This is a genomic window from Modestobacter muralis, assembly GCF_010682105.1.
GTDB classification, from domain to species: domain Bacteria; phylum Actinomycetota; class Actinomycetes; order Mycobacteriales; family Geodermatophilaceae; genus Modestobacter; species Modestobacter muralis.
Genome location: NZ_JAAGWH010000031.1, coordinates 20,116 through 35,258 on the forward strand (window position 1 = coordinate 20,116; position 15,143 = coordinate 35,258).

At 75.9% G+C, this 15,143-nt stretch carries 16 protein-coding genes, 1 tRNA gene and 1 riboswitch; of the genes, 11 read left to right on the forward strand and 6 right to left on the reverse strand.

The window, feature by feature from the left end:
* Positions 1 to 5 precede the first annotated feature (5 nt).
* From ispD to GCU67_RS21880, 5 genes are all read left to right on the forward strand, one after another.
* A complete protein-coding gene (gene ispD, locus GCU67_RS11095) occupies positions 6 to 686 on the forward strand; it encodes a 2-C-methyl-D-erythritol 4-phosphate cytidylyltransferase (protein WP_163611282.1) in 681 nt (226 codons plus the stop codon).
* The gene (gene ispF, locus GCU67_RS11100; protein ID WP_163611283.1) at positions 683 to 1,192 is read left to right on the forward strand and encodes a 2-C-methyl-D-erythritol 2,4-cyclodiphosphate synthase; all 510 of its coding nucleotides are present in this window, start codon (positions 683 to 685) and stop codon (positions 1,190 to 1,192) included. The genes ispD and ispF overlap by 4 nt, the downstream gene beginning before the upstream one ends.
* A complete protein-coding gene (gene cysS, locus GCU67_RS11105) occupies positions 1,189 to 2,589 on the forward strand; it encodes a cysteine--tRNA ligase (protein WP_163611284.1) in 1,401 nt (466 codons plus the stop codon). Before ispF ends, cysS begins: the two co-directional genes overlap by 4 nt.
* Positions 2,589 to 3,557, forward strand: coding sequence for a 23S rRNA (guanosine(2251)-2'-O)-methyltransferase RlmB (gene rlmB / locus GCU67_RS11110; protein ID WP_163611285.1), 969 nt, complete (start codon positions 2,589 to 2,591; stop codon positions 3,555 to 3,557). Before cysS ends, rlmB begins: the two co-directional genes overlap by 1 nt.
* A 167-nt stretch (positions 3,558 to 3,724) precedes the next feature.
* Positions 3,725 to 3,793: riboswitch (guanidine-III (ykkC-III) riboswitch) on the forward strand.
* Positions 3,792 to 4,118: a DMT family transporter gene (locus GCU67_RS21880; RefSeq protein WP_338104934.1), complete on the forward strand. Its 327-nt coding sequence runs from the start codon at positions 3,792 to 3,794 to the stop codon at positions 4,116 to 4,118. It overlaps the preceding riboswitch by 2 nt.
* Before the next feature lie 4 nt (positions 4,119 to 4,122).
* On the opposite strand, the gene GCU67_RS11120 is transcribed toward GCU67_RS21880, so the two are convergent.
* Together GCU67_RS11120 and GCU67_RS11125 are read right to left on the reverse strand one after the other, a co-directional pair.
* Entirely contained in the window at positions 4,123 to 5,400 is a 1,278-nt protein-coding gene (locus GCU67_RS11120) for a DUF445 family protein (RefSeq protein ID WP_163611286.1), read from the reverse strand.
* 150 nt (positions 5,401 to 5,550) lie between these two features.
* Positions 5,551 to 7,065 carry a trypsin-like peptidase domain-containing protein gene (locus GCU67_RS11125; RefSeq protein WP_163611287.1) on the reverse strand — a complete coding sequence of 505 codons (1,515 nt, stop codon included), beginning with the start codon at positions 7,063 to 7,065 and terminating at the stop codon, positions 5,551 to 5,553.
* A gap of 222 nt (positions 7,066 to 7,287) precedes the next feature.
* Between GCU67_RS11125 and GCU67_RS11130 the strand changes: the two genes are divergently transcribed.
* On the forward strand, positions 7,288 to 7,941 hold the full coding sequence (locus GCU67_RS11130; RefSeq protein ID WP_163611288.1) for a hypothetical protein: 654 nt from the start codon (positions 7,288 to 7,290) through the stop codon (positions 7,939 to 7,941).
* A gap of 42 nt (positions 7,942 to 7,983) precedes the next feature.
* On the opposite strand, the gene GCU67_RS11135 is transcribed toward GCU67_RS11130, so the two are convergent.
* A complete protein-coding gene (locus GCU67_RS11135) occupies positions 7,984 to 8,850 on the reverse strand; it encodes an NAD(P)-dependent oxidoreductase (RefSeq protein ID WP_163611289.1) in 867 nt (288 codons plus the stop codon).
* Positions 8,851 to 8,929: 79 nt separating this feature from the next.
* Here GCU67_RS11135 and GCU67_RS11140 point away from each other — a divergent pair.
* The 4 genes from GCU67_RS11140 (at position 8,930) to GCU67_RS11155 (ending at position 11,142) form a co-directional block, all read left to right on the forward strand.
* Positions 8,930 to 9,004: transfer RNA gene (locus GCU67_RS11140), tRNA-Thr, on the forward strand.
* Between the two features lie 54 nt (positions 9,005 to 9,058).
* Positions 9,059 to 10,027, forward strand: coding sequence for a Gfo/Idh/MocA family protein (locus tag GCU67_RS11145; protein WP_163611290.1), 969 nt, complete (start codon positions 9,059 to 9,061; stop codon positions 10,025 to 10,027).
* The gene (locus tag GCU67_RS11150; RefSeq protein ID WP_163611291.1) at positions 10,024 to 10,830 is read left to right on the forward strand and encodes an LLM class flavin-dependent oxidoreductase; all 807 of its coding nucleotides are present in this window, start codon (positions 10,024 to 10,026) and stop codon (positions 10,828 to 10,830) included. The genes GCU67_RS11145 and GCU67_RS11150 overlap by 4 nt, the downstream gene beginning before the upstream one ends.
* 96 nt (positions 10,831 to 10,926) lie before the next feature.
* A complete protein-coding gene (locus GCU67_RS11155) occupies positions 10,927 to 11,142 on the forward strand; it encodes a dodecin (protein ID WP_163611292.1) in 216 nt (71 codons plus the stop codon).
* A 62-nt stretch (positions 11,143 to 11,204) separates the two neighbouring features.
* Here GCU67_RS11155 and GCU67_RS11160 read toward each other — a convergent pair whose 3' ends face one another.
* The 3 genes from GCU67_RS11160 to GCU67_RS11170 form a co-directional block, all read right to left on the reverse strand.
* The gene (locus tag GCU67_RS11160; RefSeq protein WP_163611293.1) at positions 11,205 to 11,615 is read right to left on the reverse strand and encodes a Rieske (2Fe-2S) protein; all 411 of its coding nucleotides are present in this window, start codon (positions 11,613 to 11,615) and stop codon (positions 11,205 to 11,207) included.
* 133 nt (positions 11,616 to 11,748) lie between these two features.
* A complete protein-coding gene (locus GCU67_RS11165; RefSeq protein ID WP_163611294.1) occupies positions 11,749 to 12,147 on the reverse strand; it encodes a DUF5313 family protein in 399 nt (132 codons plus the stop codon).
* Positions 12,148 to 12,191: 44 nt separating this feature from the next.
* Positions 12,192 to 13,847 (reverse strand): Na+/H+ antiporter, encoded by a 1,656-nt coding sequence (locus GCU67_RS11170; RefSeq protein WP_163611295.1) that lies wholly within the window; start codon positions 13,845 to 13,847, stop codon positions 12,192 to 12,194.
* 140 nt (positions 13,848 to 13,987) lie between these two features.
* Here GCU67_RS11170 and GCU67_RS11175 point away from each other — a divergent pair, with 140 nt between their 5' ends.
* Positions 13,988 to 14,989, forward strand: coding sequence for an SDR family oxidoreductase (locus GCU67_RS11175; RefSeq protein WP_338104935.1), 1,002 nt, complete (start codon positions 13,988 to 13,990; stop codon positions 14,987 to 14,989).
* Positions 14,990 to 15,143: the final 154 nt, after the last annotated feature.

Consider the following 15,143-nt stretch of genomic DNA (forward strand, 5'->3'; position numbering starts at 1 on the left):
CTCCCGTGCACGCTGTCGGCATCGTCGCAGCGGCCGGGAGTGGTCTGCGTCTGGGGGCGGAGATCCCCAAGGCGCTCGTGCCGCTCGACGGCCGGCCCTTGGTCGTCTGGGCGGTGGAGTCGCTGCGTGCCGGCGGGGTGGCCGAGGTCGTCGTGGCCGTCCCCGCGCCGCAGCGGGCCGCCTTCGTCGCCGTCCTCCCCGCTGACGTGCACGTCGTCGTGGGCGGTGACACCCGCACCGCCTCGGTGCGCGCGGCGCTGGCCGCCGCCCGCGAGCACGCCGACGCGGTGCTGGTGCACGACGCCGCCCGCCCGCTCACCCCGCCGGCAGTGGTCGCCCGGGTGCTCGCCGCGCTGGCCGCCGGTGCCCGCGCGGTCGTGCCGGTGCTGCCCGTCGTCGACACCACCGTCGTCGTGGACGCCGACGGCGTGGTGACCGCCGACGTCCCGCGCTCCCCGCTGCGCCGGGTGCAGACCCCGCAGGGCTTCGACCGGGCCACCCTCGTCGAGGCCTACGGGCGCGCCCACGGCACCGCCGCGGAGTTCACCGACGACGCCTCCGTCGTCCGGGCCGCCGGCATCCCGGTGCACACCGTGGCCGGTGACGAGCGCGCCGCCAAGATCACCGTGGCCCACGACCTCGCGCTGGCCGAGCTCCAGGTCGCCCGGGCGCAGGCGCCCGCGTGACCGCGCCACTGCCCCGGGTCGGGCTCGGCACCGACGTGCACCCGGTCGAGCCCGGCCGGGCCTGCTGGCTGGCCGGCCTCGAGTGGCCCGGCGTCGACGGCTGCGCCGGGCACTCCGACGGCGACGTGGTCGCGCACGCGCTCACCGACGCGGTGCTGTCCGCCGCCGGGCTGGGCGACATCGGCGGGCTGCTGGGCACCGACGACCCGCGCTGGGCCGGCGCCCGCGGCGTCGCCGTCCTCGAGCACGTCCGCGAGGTGCTGGCCGCGGCCGGCTGGCAGGTCGGCAACGCCGTCGTCCAGCTGGTCGGCAACAGCCCCAAGCTCAGCACCCGGCGGGCCGAGGCCGAGGCCGCGCTGTCCGCGGCCCTCGGGGCGCCGGTGACGGTCACCGCCACCACCACCGACGGCCTCGGGCTGACCGGCCGCGGGGAGGGCCGGGCTGCGCTGGCGACCGCGCTCGTGGTCGAGAGCGGATCGATCACGACCGTAGGATCGCGGCCGTGAGCCTCCGCCTGTACGACACGGCAGCACGTGCCGTGCGTGACTTCACGCCCCTGCGTGCAGGACAGGTCTCCATGTACGTCTGCGGCCTGACCGTGCAGGGGCCCCCGCACATCGGGCACGTGCGCTTCGCCCTCGCGTTCGACGTCCTGCGCCGCTGGCTGACCCACACCGGCCACGAGGTCACCTACGTCCGCAACGTCACCGACGTCGACGACAAGATCCTCGCCAAGTCCGCCGCGGCCGGTGAGCCGTGGTGGGCCTGGGCGTACGAGAACGAGCGGGCCGCCACCCGCGCCTACGAGGTGCTGGGCACCCTGCCGCCCACCTACGAGCCGCGGGCGACCGGGCACGTGCCGGAGATGGTCGAGCTGATCGCTGCGCTCATCGACCGCGGGCACGCCTACGCCGTCGACGGCGACGTGTACTTCGACGTCCGCTCGTTCCCGGCCTACGGCGAGCTGTCGGGTCAGAAGCTCGGTGAGCTGCAGGCGGCCGCCGACACCGAGACCGACGAGCGCAAGCACGACCCGCGCGACTTCGCGCTCTGGAAGGGCGTCAAGGACGGCGAGCCCAGCACCGCCTCGTGGGCCACCCCCTGGGGCCGCGGCCGCCCGGGCTGGCACCTCGAGTGCTCGGCGATGGCCGAGAAGTACCTCGGCCCGGACTTCGACCTGCACGGCGGCGGGCTGGACCTGCGCTTCCCGCACCACGAGAACGAGCGCGCCCAGTCCCAGGCCGCCGGTCACGGGTTCGCCCGGTACTGGCTGCACAACGCCTGGGTCACCATGGGCGGGGAGAAGATGAGCAAGTCGCTGGGCAACACGCTGCTGGTCGACGAGGTCGTCCAGCGGGTGCGCCCGGTCGAGCTGCGCTACTACCTGGTGGCCCCGCACTACCGCTCCATGATCGAGTTCAGTGAGCCCGCGCTCGCCGAGGCCGCCACCGCCTACCAGCGGCTGGAGTCCTTCGTGCGCCGGGCCGCCGAGGTCGTCGGCTCCGACGCCGGGACCCCCGAGCTGCCCGCCGCCTTCACCGCCGCGCTGGACGACGACCTGAGCACCCCGGCCGCCGTCGCGGTCGTGCACGAGGTCGTCACCCGGGGCAACACCGCGCTCGCCGCCGACGACACCGAGGGCCTGGCCGCGGCGCTGGGCGCCGTCCGGGCCATGCTCGGCGTCCTCGGCCTCGACCCGCTCCACCCGCAGTGGGCCGACGCCGGCGGCGACCGCCGCCTGGCGCAGGCCACCGACGGCCTGGTCCAGCTCGCGCTGGACCAGCGTGCTGCGGCGCGCGCCCGCAAGGACTACGCGGCCGCCGATGCCATCCGTGACCAGCTCGGCGCCCTGGGCGTGCAGGTCGAGGACACCCCCCAGGGCACACGATGGGAGCTGACCTGATGGCCGGCAACAGCCAACGACGCGGCCGCTCGGAAGGTGCGGGCAAGAAGACCGCCACCGCCGGGACCGGCGGCAAGAACCGCCGCTCTCTGGCGGGGCGAGGTGCGACCCCCAAGGCCACCGACCGACCGCACCACCCGGCGTACCGGGCGGCCAAGGCCGCCGCCGCCCGCCAGGACAACCGGCAGCGGGTGCAGCGGCGCAACGCCGAGGCCCCCGAGCTGCTGCTCGGCCGCAACCCGGTCCTCGAGGCGCTGCGGGCGGCGATCCCGGCGACCGCGCTCTACGTGGTCACCGGCGACACCACCCGCGGTGGCACCGACGAGCGGATCGCGGAGTCGGTGCAGCTGGCCGCCGACCGCGGGCTGCCGCTGCTCGAGGTGGGCAAGGCCGAGTTCGACCGGATGAGCGACCACGCGCTGCACCAGGGCATCGGCCTGATGGTGCCGCCGTACGACTACGCCCACCCCGACGACCTGCTCGACATCGCCCGCGACTCCGGCCGTCCGCCGCTGATCGTGGCGCTGGACGGCGTCACCGACCCGCGCAACCTGGGCGCGATCATCCGCTCGGCCGCGGCCTTCGATGCCCACGGGCTCGTCGTCCCTGAGCGCCGCGCGGTGGGCATGACCGGCTCGGCCTGGCGCACCAGCGCCGGTGCCGCGGCCCGGCTGCGGGTGGCCCGGGCGGTCAACCTCGCCCGTGCCCTCGGCTCGTACCAGGACGCCGGCCTGCAGACGGTCGGCCTGGCCGCCGACGGCGAGATGGGCATCCACGAGTACGACGGCTTCGCCGACCCGATCGCCCTGGTGGTCGGGGCCGAGGGCGCCGGGCTGTCCCGGCTGGTGCGCGAGCGCTGCGACGTGGTGCTGTCCATCCCGATCACCAAGGACACCGAGTCGCTGAACGTCAGCGTCGCGGCCGGCATCGCCCTGTTCGCCGCAGCCTCCGCCCGCCGCTCGCTGTAGGCCCACCGCCGGCCGTCTCCCTGGAGGGCGGCCGGCGGTGCGCGAGATCTGCGTTCTCGGGGCCCAGCGGGCCCGGAGGCCACGAGAGCGCAGATGTCGTACGGCCCGTGGCGCGCGACCCGGCTGTGCGACCCGGGGCGGAGCCCGCGGAGACGTGCGACCCTGGAGGGGAGCCCGGTGAGCGGGCCTCCCGGACGAGCGGCGCCGTACCCGGACAGCGACAAGACGGCGACCGTGGGAGCCCTCGTGTACTGGTTCGTCCTCGTCCTGTCCGGTGCCCTCGAGGCGGTCTGGGCCAACGCCCTGGACCGCTCGGAGAGCTTCTCGAAGCCCGGCCCGGTCGTCGTCTTCGTGGTCGCGCTGGCCGGGAGCATGGCCGGGCTGGCCTACGCCCTCCGCGGCCTGCCGGTCGGTACCGCCTACGCCGTCTGGGTGGGCATCGGCGCCGCACTGACCGCCGGGTACGCCATGGCGTCGGGGCAGGAGCAGGCCTCGGTGGTGCGCGTCCTGCTGCTGCTGGGCATCGTCGGCTGCGTCGCCGGGCTCAAGCTGGTGTCCTGACCGCTCAGGACAGCAGCTGCGCCACCGTGTAGATCACCAGACCGGCCAGCCCGCCGACGACGGTGCCGTTGACCCGGATCCACTGCAGGTCCCGGCCCACCTGCAGCTCGATCCGCCGGCTGGTCTCCTCGGTGTCCCAGCGGGCGACGGTGGTGCCGACCAGGTCCGCGGCGTCGCCGGCGAAGCGCTCGACGGCCCAGCCCGCACCCCGGCGGAACTGCCGCTGCACCAGCTCGCGGATCGTCGGGTCGCTCTGCAGAAGCCGGGCACCGGCCAGGACCAGCCGCACGGTCCGCGCCCGCAGCTCGGAGTCCGGGTCGGCGGCGGCGGTGACCACGCCGTCCTTGGCGGTGCTCCACAGCGACCCCGACCAGGTGCGCACCGCCGGGTGCTCGAGCACCTCGGCCTTGAACTGCTCGACCCGGGCGGCGGCGTCGGGGTCGGTGCGCAGGGCGTGCACGTAGCGGCGCAGCCGCCGGTCGTAGACCTGCCGCACCGGGTGCCCGGGGTCGGCGCCCACCTCGGCGAGGAAGCCGCGCAGCAGGTCGAAGACCCGGTCGAACACCCGGTCGTCGACCCAGTCGGGCACCCACGCGGGGGAGGCGTCGCCCAGTCGGGTGCGGAACACCAGCCGGTTGTCGGCGAGGAACTCCGCCAGCCCGGTCAGCCCCGCCGACAGCACCTCCTGGTGACGGTCGCCGTCGACGGCCAGCTCCAGCACGCGGGCCAGACCGGGGGCGGCCGGGGTGTCGCGGAGCTTGCGGTCGACGAACGCCGACACCGCCTGCTGCACCTCGTCGTCCTCGATGAGGTCGGTGAGGGCGCCCAGCGCCTTGCCCGCGTCCCCGGCCAGCCGCTCGGCCCGGCCGGGGGAGGCCAGGAAGGCCCCCAGCCGGCCGGGGACGTCGACGCCGTCCAGCCGCTCCTCGACCACGCGCCGGGTCAGGAAGTTCTCCTGGACGAAGGTGCCCAGGCTGGTGCCGATCTGGTCCTTCTTGCGCGGGATGACGGCGGTGTGCGGGATCGGCAGCCCCATCGGGTGCCGGAACAGTGCGGTGACGGCGAACCAGTCGGCCAGCGCGCCGATCATCGAGGCCTCGGCGGTCGCCCGGACGTAGCCGACCCAGGTACGGTCCCCGCCGAACAGGACGCAGGCGAGGAAGACCGCGGCGGCGAGCACGAACAGGCCGGTCGCCAGGCGCTTCATCCTCGCCAGGTCGCGGGCCCGGGCGGGGTCGTCCAGCGAGCCGGTGAGCGGGACGTTCGGGAGAGGAGCCGGCACCCGGTCGAGCGTAGGTGGTGCGGACGTGCGACGACCCCGGGGCCGTGGGCGGCGGCTCCGGGGTCGTCGGTCCGTGCGCCGGCCCGGTTCGGCCCTGCGGCAGGGACCCGCCCCGAGCGTGCGAGGGGTGGGGGGCAGCAGGGTCCTTCTTCAGTCGGAGGCGGCGTCGAGGGTGACGTCGACCGTGGAGCTGGCCGTGCCGCGGCGGATGGTCAGGGTCACCGTGTCGCCGGGCGCAGAGCCGCGGACGGCGGCGGTCAGCTCGGTGGAGGTGGTGACGATCCGGTCGCCGACCGCGGTGATCACGTCGCCGGCCTGCAGACCCGCGTCCGCGGCCGGGGAGCCGTCGGACACCGTGGCCAGTTGGGCGCCGCTGCCGACGGCCGAGCCGGCGGAGGACGCCGTGCTGGCGCTGACCCCGAGCAGGGCGTGGCTGGCCTTGCCGGTGTCGATGATCTCCTGGGCGATCCGCTGGGCGCTGTTGGCCGGGATGGCGAAGCCGACGCCGATGTTGCCGCTCTGGCCGGACTCCTGGCCGCCGGCGCCGGAGGCGGCGACCGTGGCGATGGCGGTGTTGATCCCGACCACCTCGCCGGCCCCGTTGACCAGCGCGCCCCCGGAGTTGCCCGGGTTGATCGCCGCGTCGGTCTGGAGCGCGTCGATCACCGTGCTGTCGTCCTGGGTCGAGCCGGTCTGCACCGCGCGGTTGGTGGCGCTGATGATCCCGTCGGTGACGGTGTTCGACAGCCCGAGCGGCGCGCCGATGGCCACGGCGGCGTCGCCCACCTGGACGGCGTCGGAGTCGGCGAACGTGGCCGGGGTCAGCCCCGAGGCGTCGGTCAGCTTCACCACGGCGAGGTCGGAGGTCGGGTCGGTGCCCACCACGGTGGCGGCGTAGAGCGTGCCGTCGGCGGTGCGCACCTGGACGGCCGCCTGGTCGGTGGCGCTGTCGAGGGTGACGACGTGGTTGTTGGTCACCACGTAGCCGTCGGCGGTCATGATGACGCCGGACCCCGAGCCGGACCCGGAGCCCGAGCTGACGTAGATGGTCACCACGCTGGGGGAGGCCTTGCCGGCGGCCGCCGTCGCGGTGGTGGCGTTCTGCGGGTCGTTGATGACGACGGTCTGCGCGCTGGGCGCGTTCGCGGAGGTCGCGGAGTCGTCGTCGGCGACGGCCACCACCCCGGCGCCCACGCCACCGCCGATCAGGGCGCCGGCGGCGACCAGGCCGACCGCCCCGAGCTTCCAGCGGCCGCTGCGGGCCGGCTTGGCCGGTGCTCCGGACTGGAACGCGGGCGGGAGGCCGCCGGCCTGCGCCGTCGCCTGGTGGTAGCCGGGGGTCCCGTACCCGGCCGGCGGCCAGGGCTGCCCCGGGGAGGCGAACTGCTGGGTCGGCTGCTGCGGTGCCCCGCCGGCCGGTGGGAACTGCCGGGCGTCGGCGGCGTGCGGCCCGGCGCCGTAGGGGTGCTGGGACCCGTAGGGGGCCTGCGCGCCCCAGGGCGACTGCGGGGCGGAGGACGGCTGGCCGACGAAGGGCGCCTGGCCTCCGGTGGGCTGCTGCGGGGACGTCGCGGCGTCGGGCCGGGGTGCCCACGCGGAGCTGCCCCCGGCGTTCGGGTCCGTGCCGTGCCCGTTCTCGTCGGCCGGGCGGTTGTGCTCACTCACGGGTCGTCCCTCCCACTCACCGCAGGACCTCCCTGCCGTGCTGATCCCACTGTGCGGTCCTGGACTGGCCCGGGACTGGTGGTGCGCTGTGAGTTCCCTGGACGCGCCGTCTCATGCCCTGGCGTGTCGGGTCCGGGGCGGAGGGTGATCTTGTCTGGATCGGGGCAGGGAGGACCAGCTGCGGGGGGCGCCCTCCCGCCGATCCGTCCCCCGGAGGCCCCGGTGCCCGTGCGCCCGCTCCTCGCCCGTTGCGGGCTCGCCCTGCTGGTGCTCCTCGGTGCCGTGCTCGCCGCGGTCGGCGGCATCGCCATCGGTGGCGCCGGGCTGCTCGCCGTGGCGCTGTCCGGCGCCGTGGCTGCCTGCCTGGGGGCGGGGATCGCCCGCGAGGGCGACGACCCGCGCCGGGCACCCGCGGACACCGCCCTGCGCGCCGCCGCCGGCACCGTCGCCGGGCTGCTGCTGATCAGCGGCTGCGTCGTCCTCGCCGGGTCCGCCGTGGCCGTGCTGGCGGTGGTCGCGGTCCTGGGGCTGCTGCTGGCCCGGTGGGGGCTGCGGGCGGCGCGGGCGGCCCGGGTGGACGCACGGACGCCGGCGACCAGGACGTCCCTGGTGGGCGGGGACGACGGGCGCTGGGTGCACGGGCTGTCGGTGCAGGAGCTGGGCCGGGAGTGGGTGCGCAGCTCCGCCGCGCTGGCCGCGGCCCGCGACCCGTTCACCCGGCAGGAGCTGGTCCGCCGCCGGCAGGAGGCCCTCGACGAGCTGGAGCGGCGCGACCCCGCGGGTTTCGCCCGCTGGCTCGAGGGCGGCGCCACGGCCGACAGCGACCCGGCCGAGTACGTCTCCGGCGACCCGGCCGCGGGGTCCGAGGCCGCCTGAGCCCGGCGGCTGCCCGGCCGCCGGGACCGGGCAGCCGCGCGGTCAGTCCCGGAGCTCGAGCCCGACGATCAGCGCGCTGAGGTCGACGGCACCCGGGTCGGGCAGCCGCTCGACGGCCAGCTGCATCGTCTCCACCGCCGCGGCGTCGAACCGGTCGGAGACGCCGGCGGCCTGCAGGGCGGCCTGGATCAGCACCGCGTCCTTGGTGGCCCCGGTCAGCCCGAAGCTCACCGGGTGCTCCCCGGCGATCATGTTGGCGCCCTTCATCCGCGCGTAGGGCGTGTCCATCGGGCCGCCGTCCACGGCGTCGAGGAACAGCTGCGGGTCCACCCCGAGCCCGCGGGCCAGCGCGATCGACTGGGCGGTGCCCACGCTGATGGAGATCAGCCAGGCGTTGCACGCCATCTTCAGCCGGCTCCCCGCCCCCGCCTCCCCGGCCCAGATCGTCTTGCGCCCCATCGCGTCCAGCAGCGGGGCCAGCGCCGTCCGCTGCTCCTCCGGACCGGACGCCAGCATCACCAGCTGCCCCTGCTCGGCGGGGGCCTTCGTGCCCAGCACCGGGCAGTCGACGAGCACCAGGTCCAGCTCGCGGGCGACCTCGGCCACCTGCTCGATGCCCGCCACCCCGACCGTGGAGGTCTGCAGCCACACCGTGCCGGCCGGGACGTCGGCGGCCCGGACCACCTCGATCGCCGAGTCGGCGTCGAACAGCATGGTGAGGACGACGTCGGCGCCGGCCACCGCCTCGGCCGCGGTGCCGAAGGCCTCCGCGCCGGTGTCGGTCAGCGCCGCGGCCTTGCTGCCGTCGCGGTTCCACATCCGTACCGGGATGCCCTCGCGCCGCAGGGATCGGACCATCCCGGCGCCCATCGTCCCCGTGCCGAGGACCGCCACCGTCGAGTTGCTCATGTCCTGATCCTCACCCGGACACCGTGCACCCGGCAGCCCGGGCCCCGGGCGGCCGGTAACCTGCTGCCCAGTCCGGCCCGCCCCATTAGCTCAGTGGTAGAGCACCCGCCTTGTAAGCGGAAGGTCGTCCGTTCAATCCGGACATGGGGCTCCACCTCCGGGGTCGCGCAGGGCAGGATGCCCCCGTGCAGATCCCGGCAGCCCGCTGATGCCCGTACCTCCGACCCGCTGGGGCGTGCTCGGCACCGCCGGCATCGCCCGCTCCCGCTTCCTCCCCGCCCTGGCCGAGGCCGGCGGTGTGGCGGTGGTCGTGGGCAGCCGGGACGGCGCGCACGCCGCCGAGTTCGCGCAGGCGCACGGCGTCGCCCGCGGCGTGGCCGGCTACGAGGCGGTGCTCGCCGACCCGGCCGTGCAGGCGGTCTACGTGCCGCTGCCCAACCCGCTGCACGCCGAGTGGGCGGTCGCGGCGCTGGAGGCCGGCAAGGCGGTGCTGTGCGAGAAGCCGCTGTGCGTCGACGCCGACCAGGCCCGGCGGGTGCTGGCGGTGGCCGAGCGGGCCGCCCTGCCGCTGTGGGAGGCGTTCGTCTTCCCGTTCACCGCCCAGCACCAGCGGCTGGTCGAGCTGCTGGCCGAGGGTGCGATCGGCGAGCTGCGCGAGATCTCCGGCGCCTTCCACTTCCTGCTCCGCCGCACCGAGGACATCCGGCTGTCCGCGGCGACGGCCGGCGGCGCGCTGGCCGACGTCGGCTGCTACCCGCTGCGGCTGGCCGCTGAGCTGTTCGGCGGCCCGGCGCTCAGCGCCGCCGCGTCCGCGGTGCGCGGCGCCGAGGTCGAGGTCGAGCTGGCCGCGCTGGTCGACTACCCCGAGGACCGCCGGCTGCTGCTGTCCTGCGGCTTCCGGCGCAGCGCGGACACCACGACGGTGCTCAGCGGCACTGAGGGCACCATCCGGCTGGAGGACCCGTACCACCCGCTTCCGGGCAGCGCCCTCGAGCTGCGCCGCCCGGGCGCGGAGACCGTGGTCGAGCGGCCCACCCGCGACGAGTACTCGTTCACCGCGGCGCTGCGCCACGTCGGCGCCGTCCTGGCCGGTGCGGAGGCGCCGCGGCACACCGCGCGGACGTCGTCGCTGGCGGTCGCGGAGGCGATGGACCTGGTGCGGGCGGCGGCACGATGAGCCGGCGGGGGCTGTTCCTGCCGCCGTTCGACGCGCTGGCCGACCCGGTGCTGCTCGCCGACCTCGCGGTCGAGGCCGAGGAGGCCGGCTGGGACGGCGTGTTCCTGTGGGACCACCTGCTCTACGCCGAGCCGGTCACCGAGATCGCCGACCCGTGGACCTGCTGCGCCGCGATCGCCGTCCGCACCTCGCGGCTGCAGTTCGGCCCGATGGTGACGCCGCTGACCCGGCGGCGGCCGCAGGTGCTCGCCCGGCAGGCCGCCACGCTGGACCGGCTGTCCGGTGGGCGGCTGGTGCTCGGCTTCGGCCTCGGCGACGACGGCGGGGTCGGGGAGCTGTCCCGGTTCGGCGAGGAGCTCCAGCCGCGGGTCCGGGCCGCGCGGCTGGACGAGGGACTGGGCCTGCTGCGCCGGCTGCTGGCCGGGGAGCAGGTCGACCACGACGGGGAGCACTTCACCGCCCGCGACGTCCGCTTCCTGCCCCCGGCGACCCGGCCCGGCGGCATCCCGTTCTGGATCGGCGGGCGCTGGCCCAACGCCGCACCGCTGCGACGGGCCGCCCGCCACGAGGGGGCCTTCGTGATCTCGTTGCCCGGCCCCGACGACCTGGCCGGGGTGCGGGAGACGATCGCCGCCGTCCGGGGTGGTGACCTGGCCGGCTTCGACGTCGTGGTCGAGCTGCCCGTCGACGCGGACCCCGCCCCGTGGGAGGCCGCCGGCGCGACGTGGGTGCTGACCCGGCTGGGCCCCTACCGGCTCGACGTCGCCGGGGTCCGCCGGGTGGTGCGGCGCGGCCCGCGCTGAGCCGCCGGCGGGGAGCAGCCCGGGCGGCATGCGGCGCGGTGTGCCAGGGTCGAGGGCAGTCGCCGCCCGCCGGGCGGCCACCGAGGAGGAGCACCAGTGAGCGACCACGTGTACCGGCTGAGCGAGATCGTCGGCAGCTCCACCACCAGCGTCGACGACGCCATCCGCACCGCCGTGAAGAAGGCGTCGGAGACCGTCCGGCACATCGAGTGGTTCCAGACCAGTGAGATCCGTGGCCAGGTCGTCGACGGCGACGTCGCCCACTTCCAGGTCACCATGAAGATCGGCTTCCGGGTCGAGGACGGCGAATAGTCGAAGGACCCCCGTCCTCCTCAAGCCTCGCAAGCTCGGCACGAGCCTCGGGACGGGGGGCCTCAGGCCAGCAGGACGTCGGCGCCGGAGACAGTGACCGCGAAGGGGGCCAGCGGCTCGACCGCCGGCCCCTGCAGCACGTCGCCGGTGGCCAGGTCGAACGCCGACCCGTGGCAGGGGCAGACCAGCGCCCCGTCCTCACCGGCGCGCACCGTGCAGCCCTGGTGCGGGCAGGTGGCGTCGTAGGCGACGACGGTGCCGGCGGTGGGCTGGGCGATCAGCACCCGCCGCCCGTCGACCGCCAGCTGGTACGCCCCGCCGACCGGGACGTCGGCCAGGGCGGCGATCCGGCCGCCGGGGGCGACGCCGTCCACCTCCGGGACCGGGATGCCCGCGCAGGCACCCAGCGCCAGCGCCCCCAGCCCGGCACCCCCGGCAGCGAGCAGCGACCGGCGGGAGAGGCAGGCGTCCATCCCCCGATCGTCCCAGCCCGGACCGTCAGGCCCTCGGCCCCCTCGCCAGGCCCCGGCCCCCTCGCCAGCCTCCGGCCCCCTCGCAGGGTCCCGCCGCGAGCGTGCGAGTGGTGGGGGGCGAGGGGGTCCTTCCTCAGTCGAAGCTGCCGGCCCCGTTGGAGCGGTAGCGGGCGCGGCGCTCGATGCGGTCACGCTCGGCGCGCTCCTCACGGCGGTGCGCCGTCGTGCCGGGCGGCCAGCCGGCCTTGACCGCGCGGTGCTCGGTGGTCTCGGTCATGTAGGCCAGGGAGAAGAGCAGGCCGATGACCAGGCCGCCGCCGGCCGCGGTGAGCCGGATGCCGAAGGGCACCGGCGGGACCAGCAGGCACAGCAGCACGACCGGGGCGAGCTGGGCCAGCGCCCTCAGCAGGTGCCGCAGCACCCAGCTGCGCCGGGTCGTGTCGTCGAGCACCCAGTCCGACAGCGAGCGGGGCAGCCCGCCGCCGTAGGCGTACCAGAGCCACTGGGCCGGGTTCGGTCGTCCAGCGTGCACACAGCCAACGGTAGGCGTCCTGACGGCGCACCGCCGGAGGCCGGTCAGAGCCGGGTGGTCCAGCTGTGCGCGCTGGCCGCCTCCTCGTAGTCCAGCTCCTGGAGCACGCCGCGCACGACCTCGTCGTCGACGGTGCCCCGGTCGCGCTCGGTCATCAGGGCGCGGCGCTGGGCCTGCACGACCTGCTGGCGCAGGTACCGGAAGCCCTCGGCCCGCTTGCGCCCCCGCGCCTGTTCCTCCTCCTCGTCGGCCCGGATCGTCTGCCGCATCGTGCGGGTGCGCGCCTGCAGCGGGCCGCGGATCCGCTCCGCCCACTGGTCGGCTCGCTCGTCCCCGACCCGCGGCCGGGCCGCCGCGATCAGCTCCTCGGCGCGCTGCAGGGCCGCGGCGGTGGTCCGCTCCTGCAGGCGCAGCTCGCTCTCGGCGTCCTGCCGGTCCTGCTCGGGATCGCGGACGCCCAGCCGCCGGATCAGCCGGGGCAGCGTCAGCCCCTGCAGCAGCAGGGTGCCGATGGTGACCGCGTAGGCGAGGAACTGGACGGCCTCCCGGTCGGCGAACGGCGCGCCGTTGACCTGCTCGGGCAGCGCTGCGGCGACCGCGAGGGTGACCACCCCGCGCATGCCGGTCCAGGAGATCACCGTCTGGTAGCTCCACGGTGGCCGGGCGGGGGAGACCCAGCGCCCGCCGGGGACCGGCCGCGGCGTCCGGCGGACCAGCTCCAGGCCGAAGACGAACACCGCCCGGACGACGATGACGGTGGCCAGCACGACCGCGGCGGCGACCAGCAGCTGGCCGGTGGACCGCTCGGAGTCGGCCACCTCGTCCACGACCGCGCGCAGCTGCAGCCCGATGAGGGCGAACACGACGGCCTGCAGCAGCAGGTCCAGCGACGACCACAGCGGCATCTCCTGCAGCCGGGTGGCGTAGCCGGCCTCCGGGCCGCGGTGCCCCAGGTAGAGCCCGGCGGCCACGACGGCCAGGACGCCGGATCCGGACAGCTCCTCGGCCAGCAGGTAGGCCGCGAAGGGCACGATCAGCCCGAGCACCGACTCGACCACCGGGTCGTCCAGGCGCATCCGGACGAGGTGCACGACCACGCCCAGCGCCAGGCCCAGCCCGACGCCCACGCCGACGGCCAGCCCGAACGTGCCCGAGGCCGACCCCCAGTCCAGGCCGAGCAGCCCGCCGCCGGCGCCGAACACGGCGGCCAGCGCGACCTTGTAGAACGTCAGCGCCGCCGCGTCGTTGATCAGGCTCTCGCCGGACAGCACGGTCATCATGGGGCGGGGGAGCCCGAGCCGGCGGCCGACAGCGGCGGCCGAGACGGCGTCCGGTGGCGCGACGATCGCCCCGAGCACCAGCGCGACCGGCATCGGCAGGCCGGGCACGACGAGCCGGGCCAGCAGGGCGACGACGACGGCGGTCACCAGGACCAGGACCACGCCCAGCTGGACGATCGGGTGCAGCAGCGACCGGAAGCCGGCGTAGCTGACGCCCAGCGCCGCGGAGTAGAGCAGCGGGGGCAGGACCAGGGCGAGCAGCAGCTCGCCGTCGATGGCGAAGTCCGGCATCCCCGGGACGGCGCTGGCGGCCAGCCCCACGACCACCAGCAGCAGCGGGGCCTGCCAGCCCAGCCGCCGCGCCACCGCGGTCACCGCCACCGCGGCGAGCGCCAACCCCAGCAGTTCCGCGCCGTGCATGTGCACCCCTCGTGCCGACCGTCCACCCCGCGGTCGCGGTGCAGCTGTGTGCTCCCCATGTTTGCTGCTGCGGGCCGATGGAGCAGAACGGGGGTGCGACCGGCCCACGGTGGGCCGTCGGCGGAAGAGGTGAATGTCCCGTGAGCGGTCAGGTCGTCGTCGTCACCGGAGCCAGTGGCGGGATCGGCCGGGCCACGGCCGTGGCCTTCGCCCGCCGGGGTGACCGGGTCGCCCTGCTGGCGCGCGGGGAGAAGGGCCTCGCAGCGGCCGCGGACGAGGTCCGGGCGGTCGGTGGCACGGCGCTGGTGCTGCCGGTCGACGTCGCCGACGCCGCCGCGGTCGACGACGCCGCCGACCGGGTCGAGGCCGAGCTCGGGCCGATCGACGTCTGGGTCAACGTCGCCTTCACCGCCGTCTTCGCGCCCTTCGCCGACATCACCGCCGCGGAGTACGCCCGGGTCACCGAGGTGACCTACCTGGGCGTCGTGCACGGCACGATGGCGGCGCTGTCGCGGATGCGCCCGCGCGACCGCGGCGTGATCGTGCAGACCGGCTCGGCGCTGGGCCGCCGGGGCGTGCCGCTGCAGAGCGCCTACTGCGGGGCCAAGCACGCCGTGAAGGGGTTCACCGAGGCGCTGCACACCGAGCTCAAGGGCCAGAGCAGCAACGTGCACGTCACCCGGGTCGACCTGCCCGGCGTCAACACCCCGCAGTTCGACTGGGTGCTGAACAAGATGCCGAAGACGCCGCAGCCGGTGGCGCCGATCTACGCGCCGGAGCTGATGGCCGCAGCGCTGGTGCACGCCGCCGAGCACCCGACCCGGCGGGCCTGGTGGGTCGGGCTCCCGACGGTCTACACGGTGCTGGGCAACGAGGTGTGGCCGCAGTTCATGGACTGGTACCTGGCCCGCACCGGCAAGGACGGCCAGCTCACCGGCGTCGACGCGAGCCCCGACGACCCGTCGAACCTGTGGGAGCCGGCCGACGGCCCCGACGGGCGGGACTTCGGTGCCGAGGGCCGGTTCAGTGACCAGCAGTGGACCCGCGACCCGCAGATCTGGGCCAGCCGGCACCACGGTGCGCTCGCCGCGGCCGGGGCGGCCGGCCTCGCCGGGCTGGCGGTGCTGCGCCGCCGCCGCTGACGGCACGTGCCCCGGGGCGCGCGCGTACGGTGCGCCGGTGGACGAACGACGCACCGGGGTCGTGGCGGGGCTGTCGGCCTACCTGCTGTGGGGCCTGTTCCCGCTCTACTTCCCGCTGCTGGAGCCGGCCGGCGGGCTGGAGATCGTCGCCCAC

Excerpts from the sequence above, each read along its gene's own strand:
- rlmB (WP_163611285.1), top strand. The coding sequence starts at position 2,589 with ATGGCCGGCAACAGCCAACGACGCGGCCGCTCGGAAGGTGCGGGCAAG.
- GCU67_RS11135 (WP_163611289.1), bottom strand. The coding sequence starts at position 8,850 with ATGAGCAACTCGACGGTGGCGGTCCTCGGCACGGGGACGATGGGCGCC.
- GCU67_RS11145 (WP_163611290.1), top strand. The coding sequence starts at position 9,059 with ATGCCCGTACCTCCGACCCGCTGGGGCGTGCTCGGCACCGCCGGCATC.
- GCU67_RS11150 (WP_163611291.1), top strand. The coding sequence starts at position 10,024 with ATGAGCCGGCGGGGGCTGTTCCTGCCGCCGTTCGACGCGCTGGCCGAC.
- GCU67_RS11160 (WP_163611293.1), bottom strand. The coding sequence starts at position 11,615 with ATGGACGCCTGCCTCTCCCGCCGGTCGCTGCTCGCTGCCGGGGGTGCC.
- GCU67_RS11170 (WP_163611295.1), bottom strand. The coding sequence starts at position 13,847 with ATGCACGGCGCGGAACTGCTGGGGTTGGCGCTCGCCGCGGTGGCGGTG.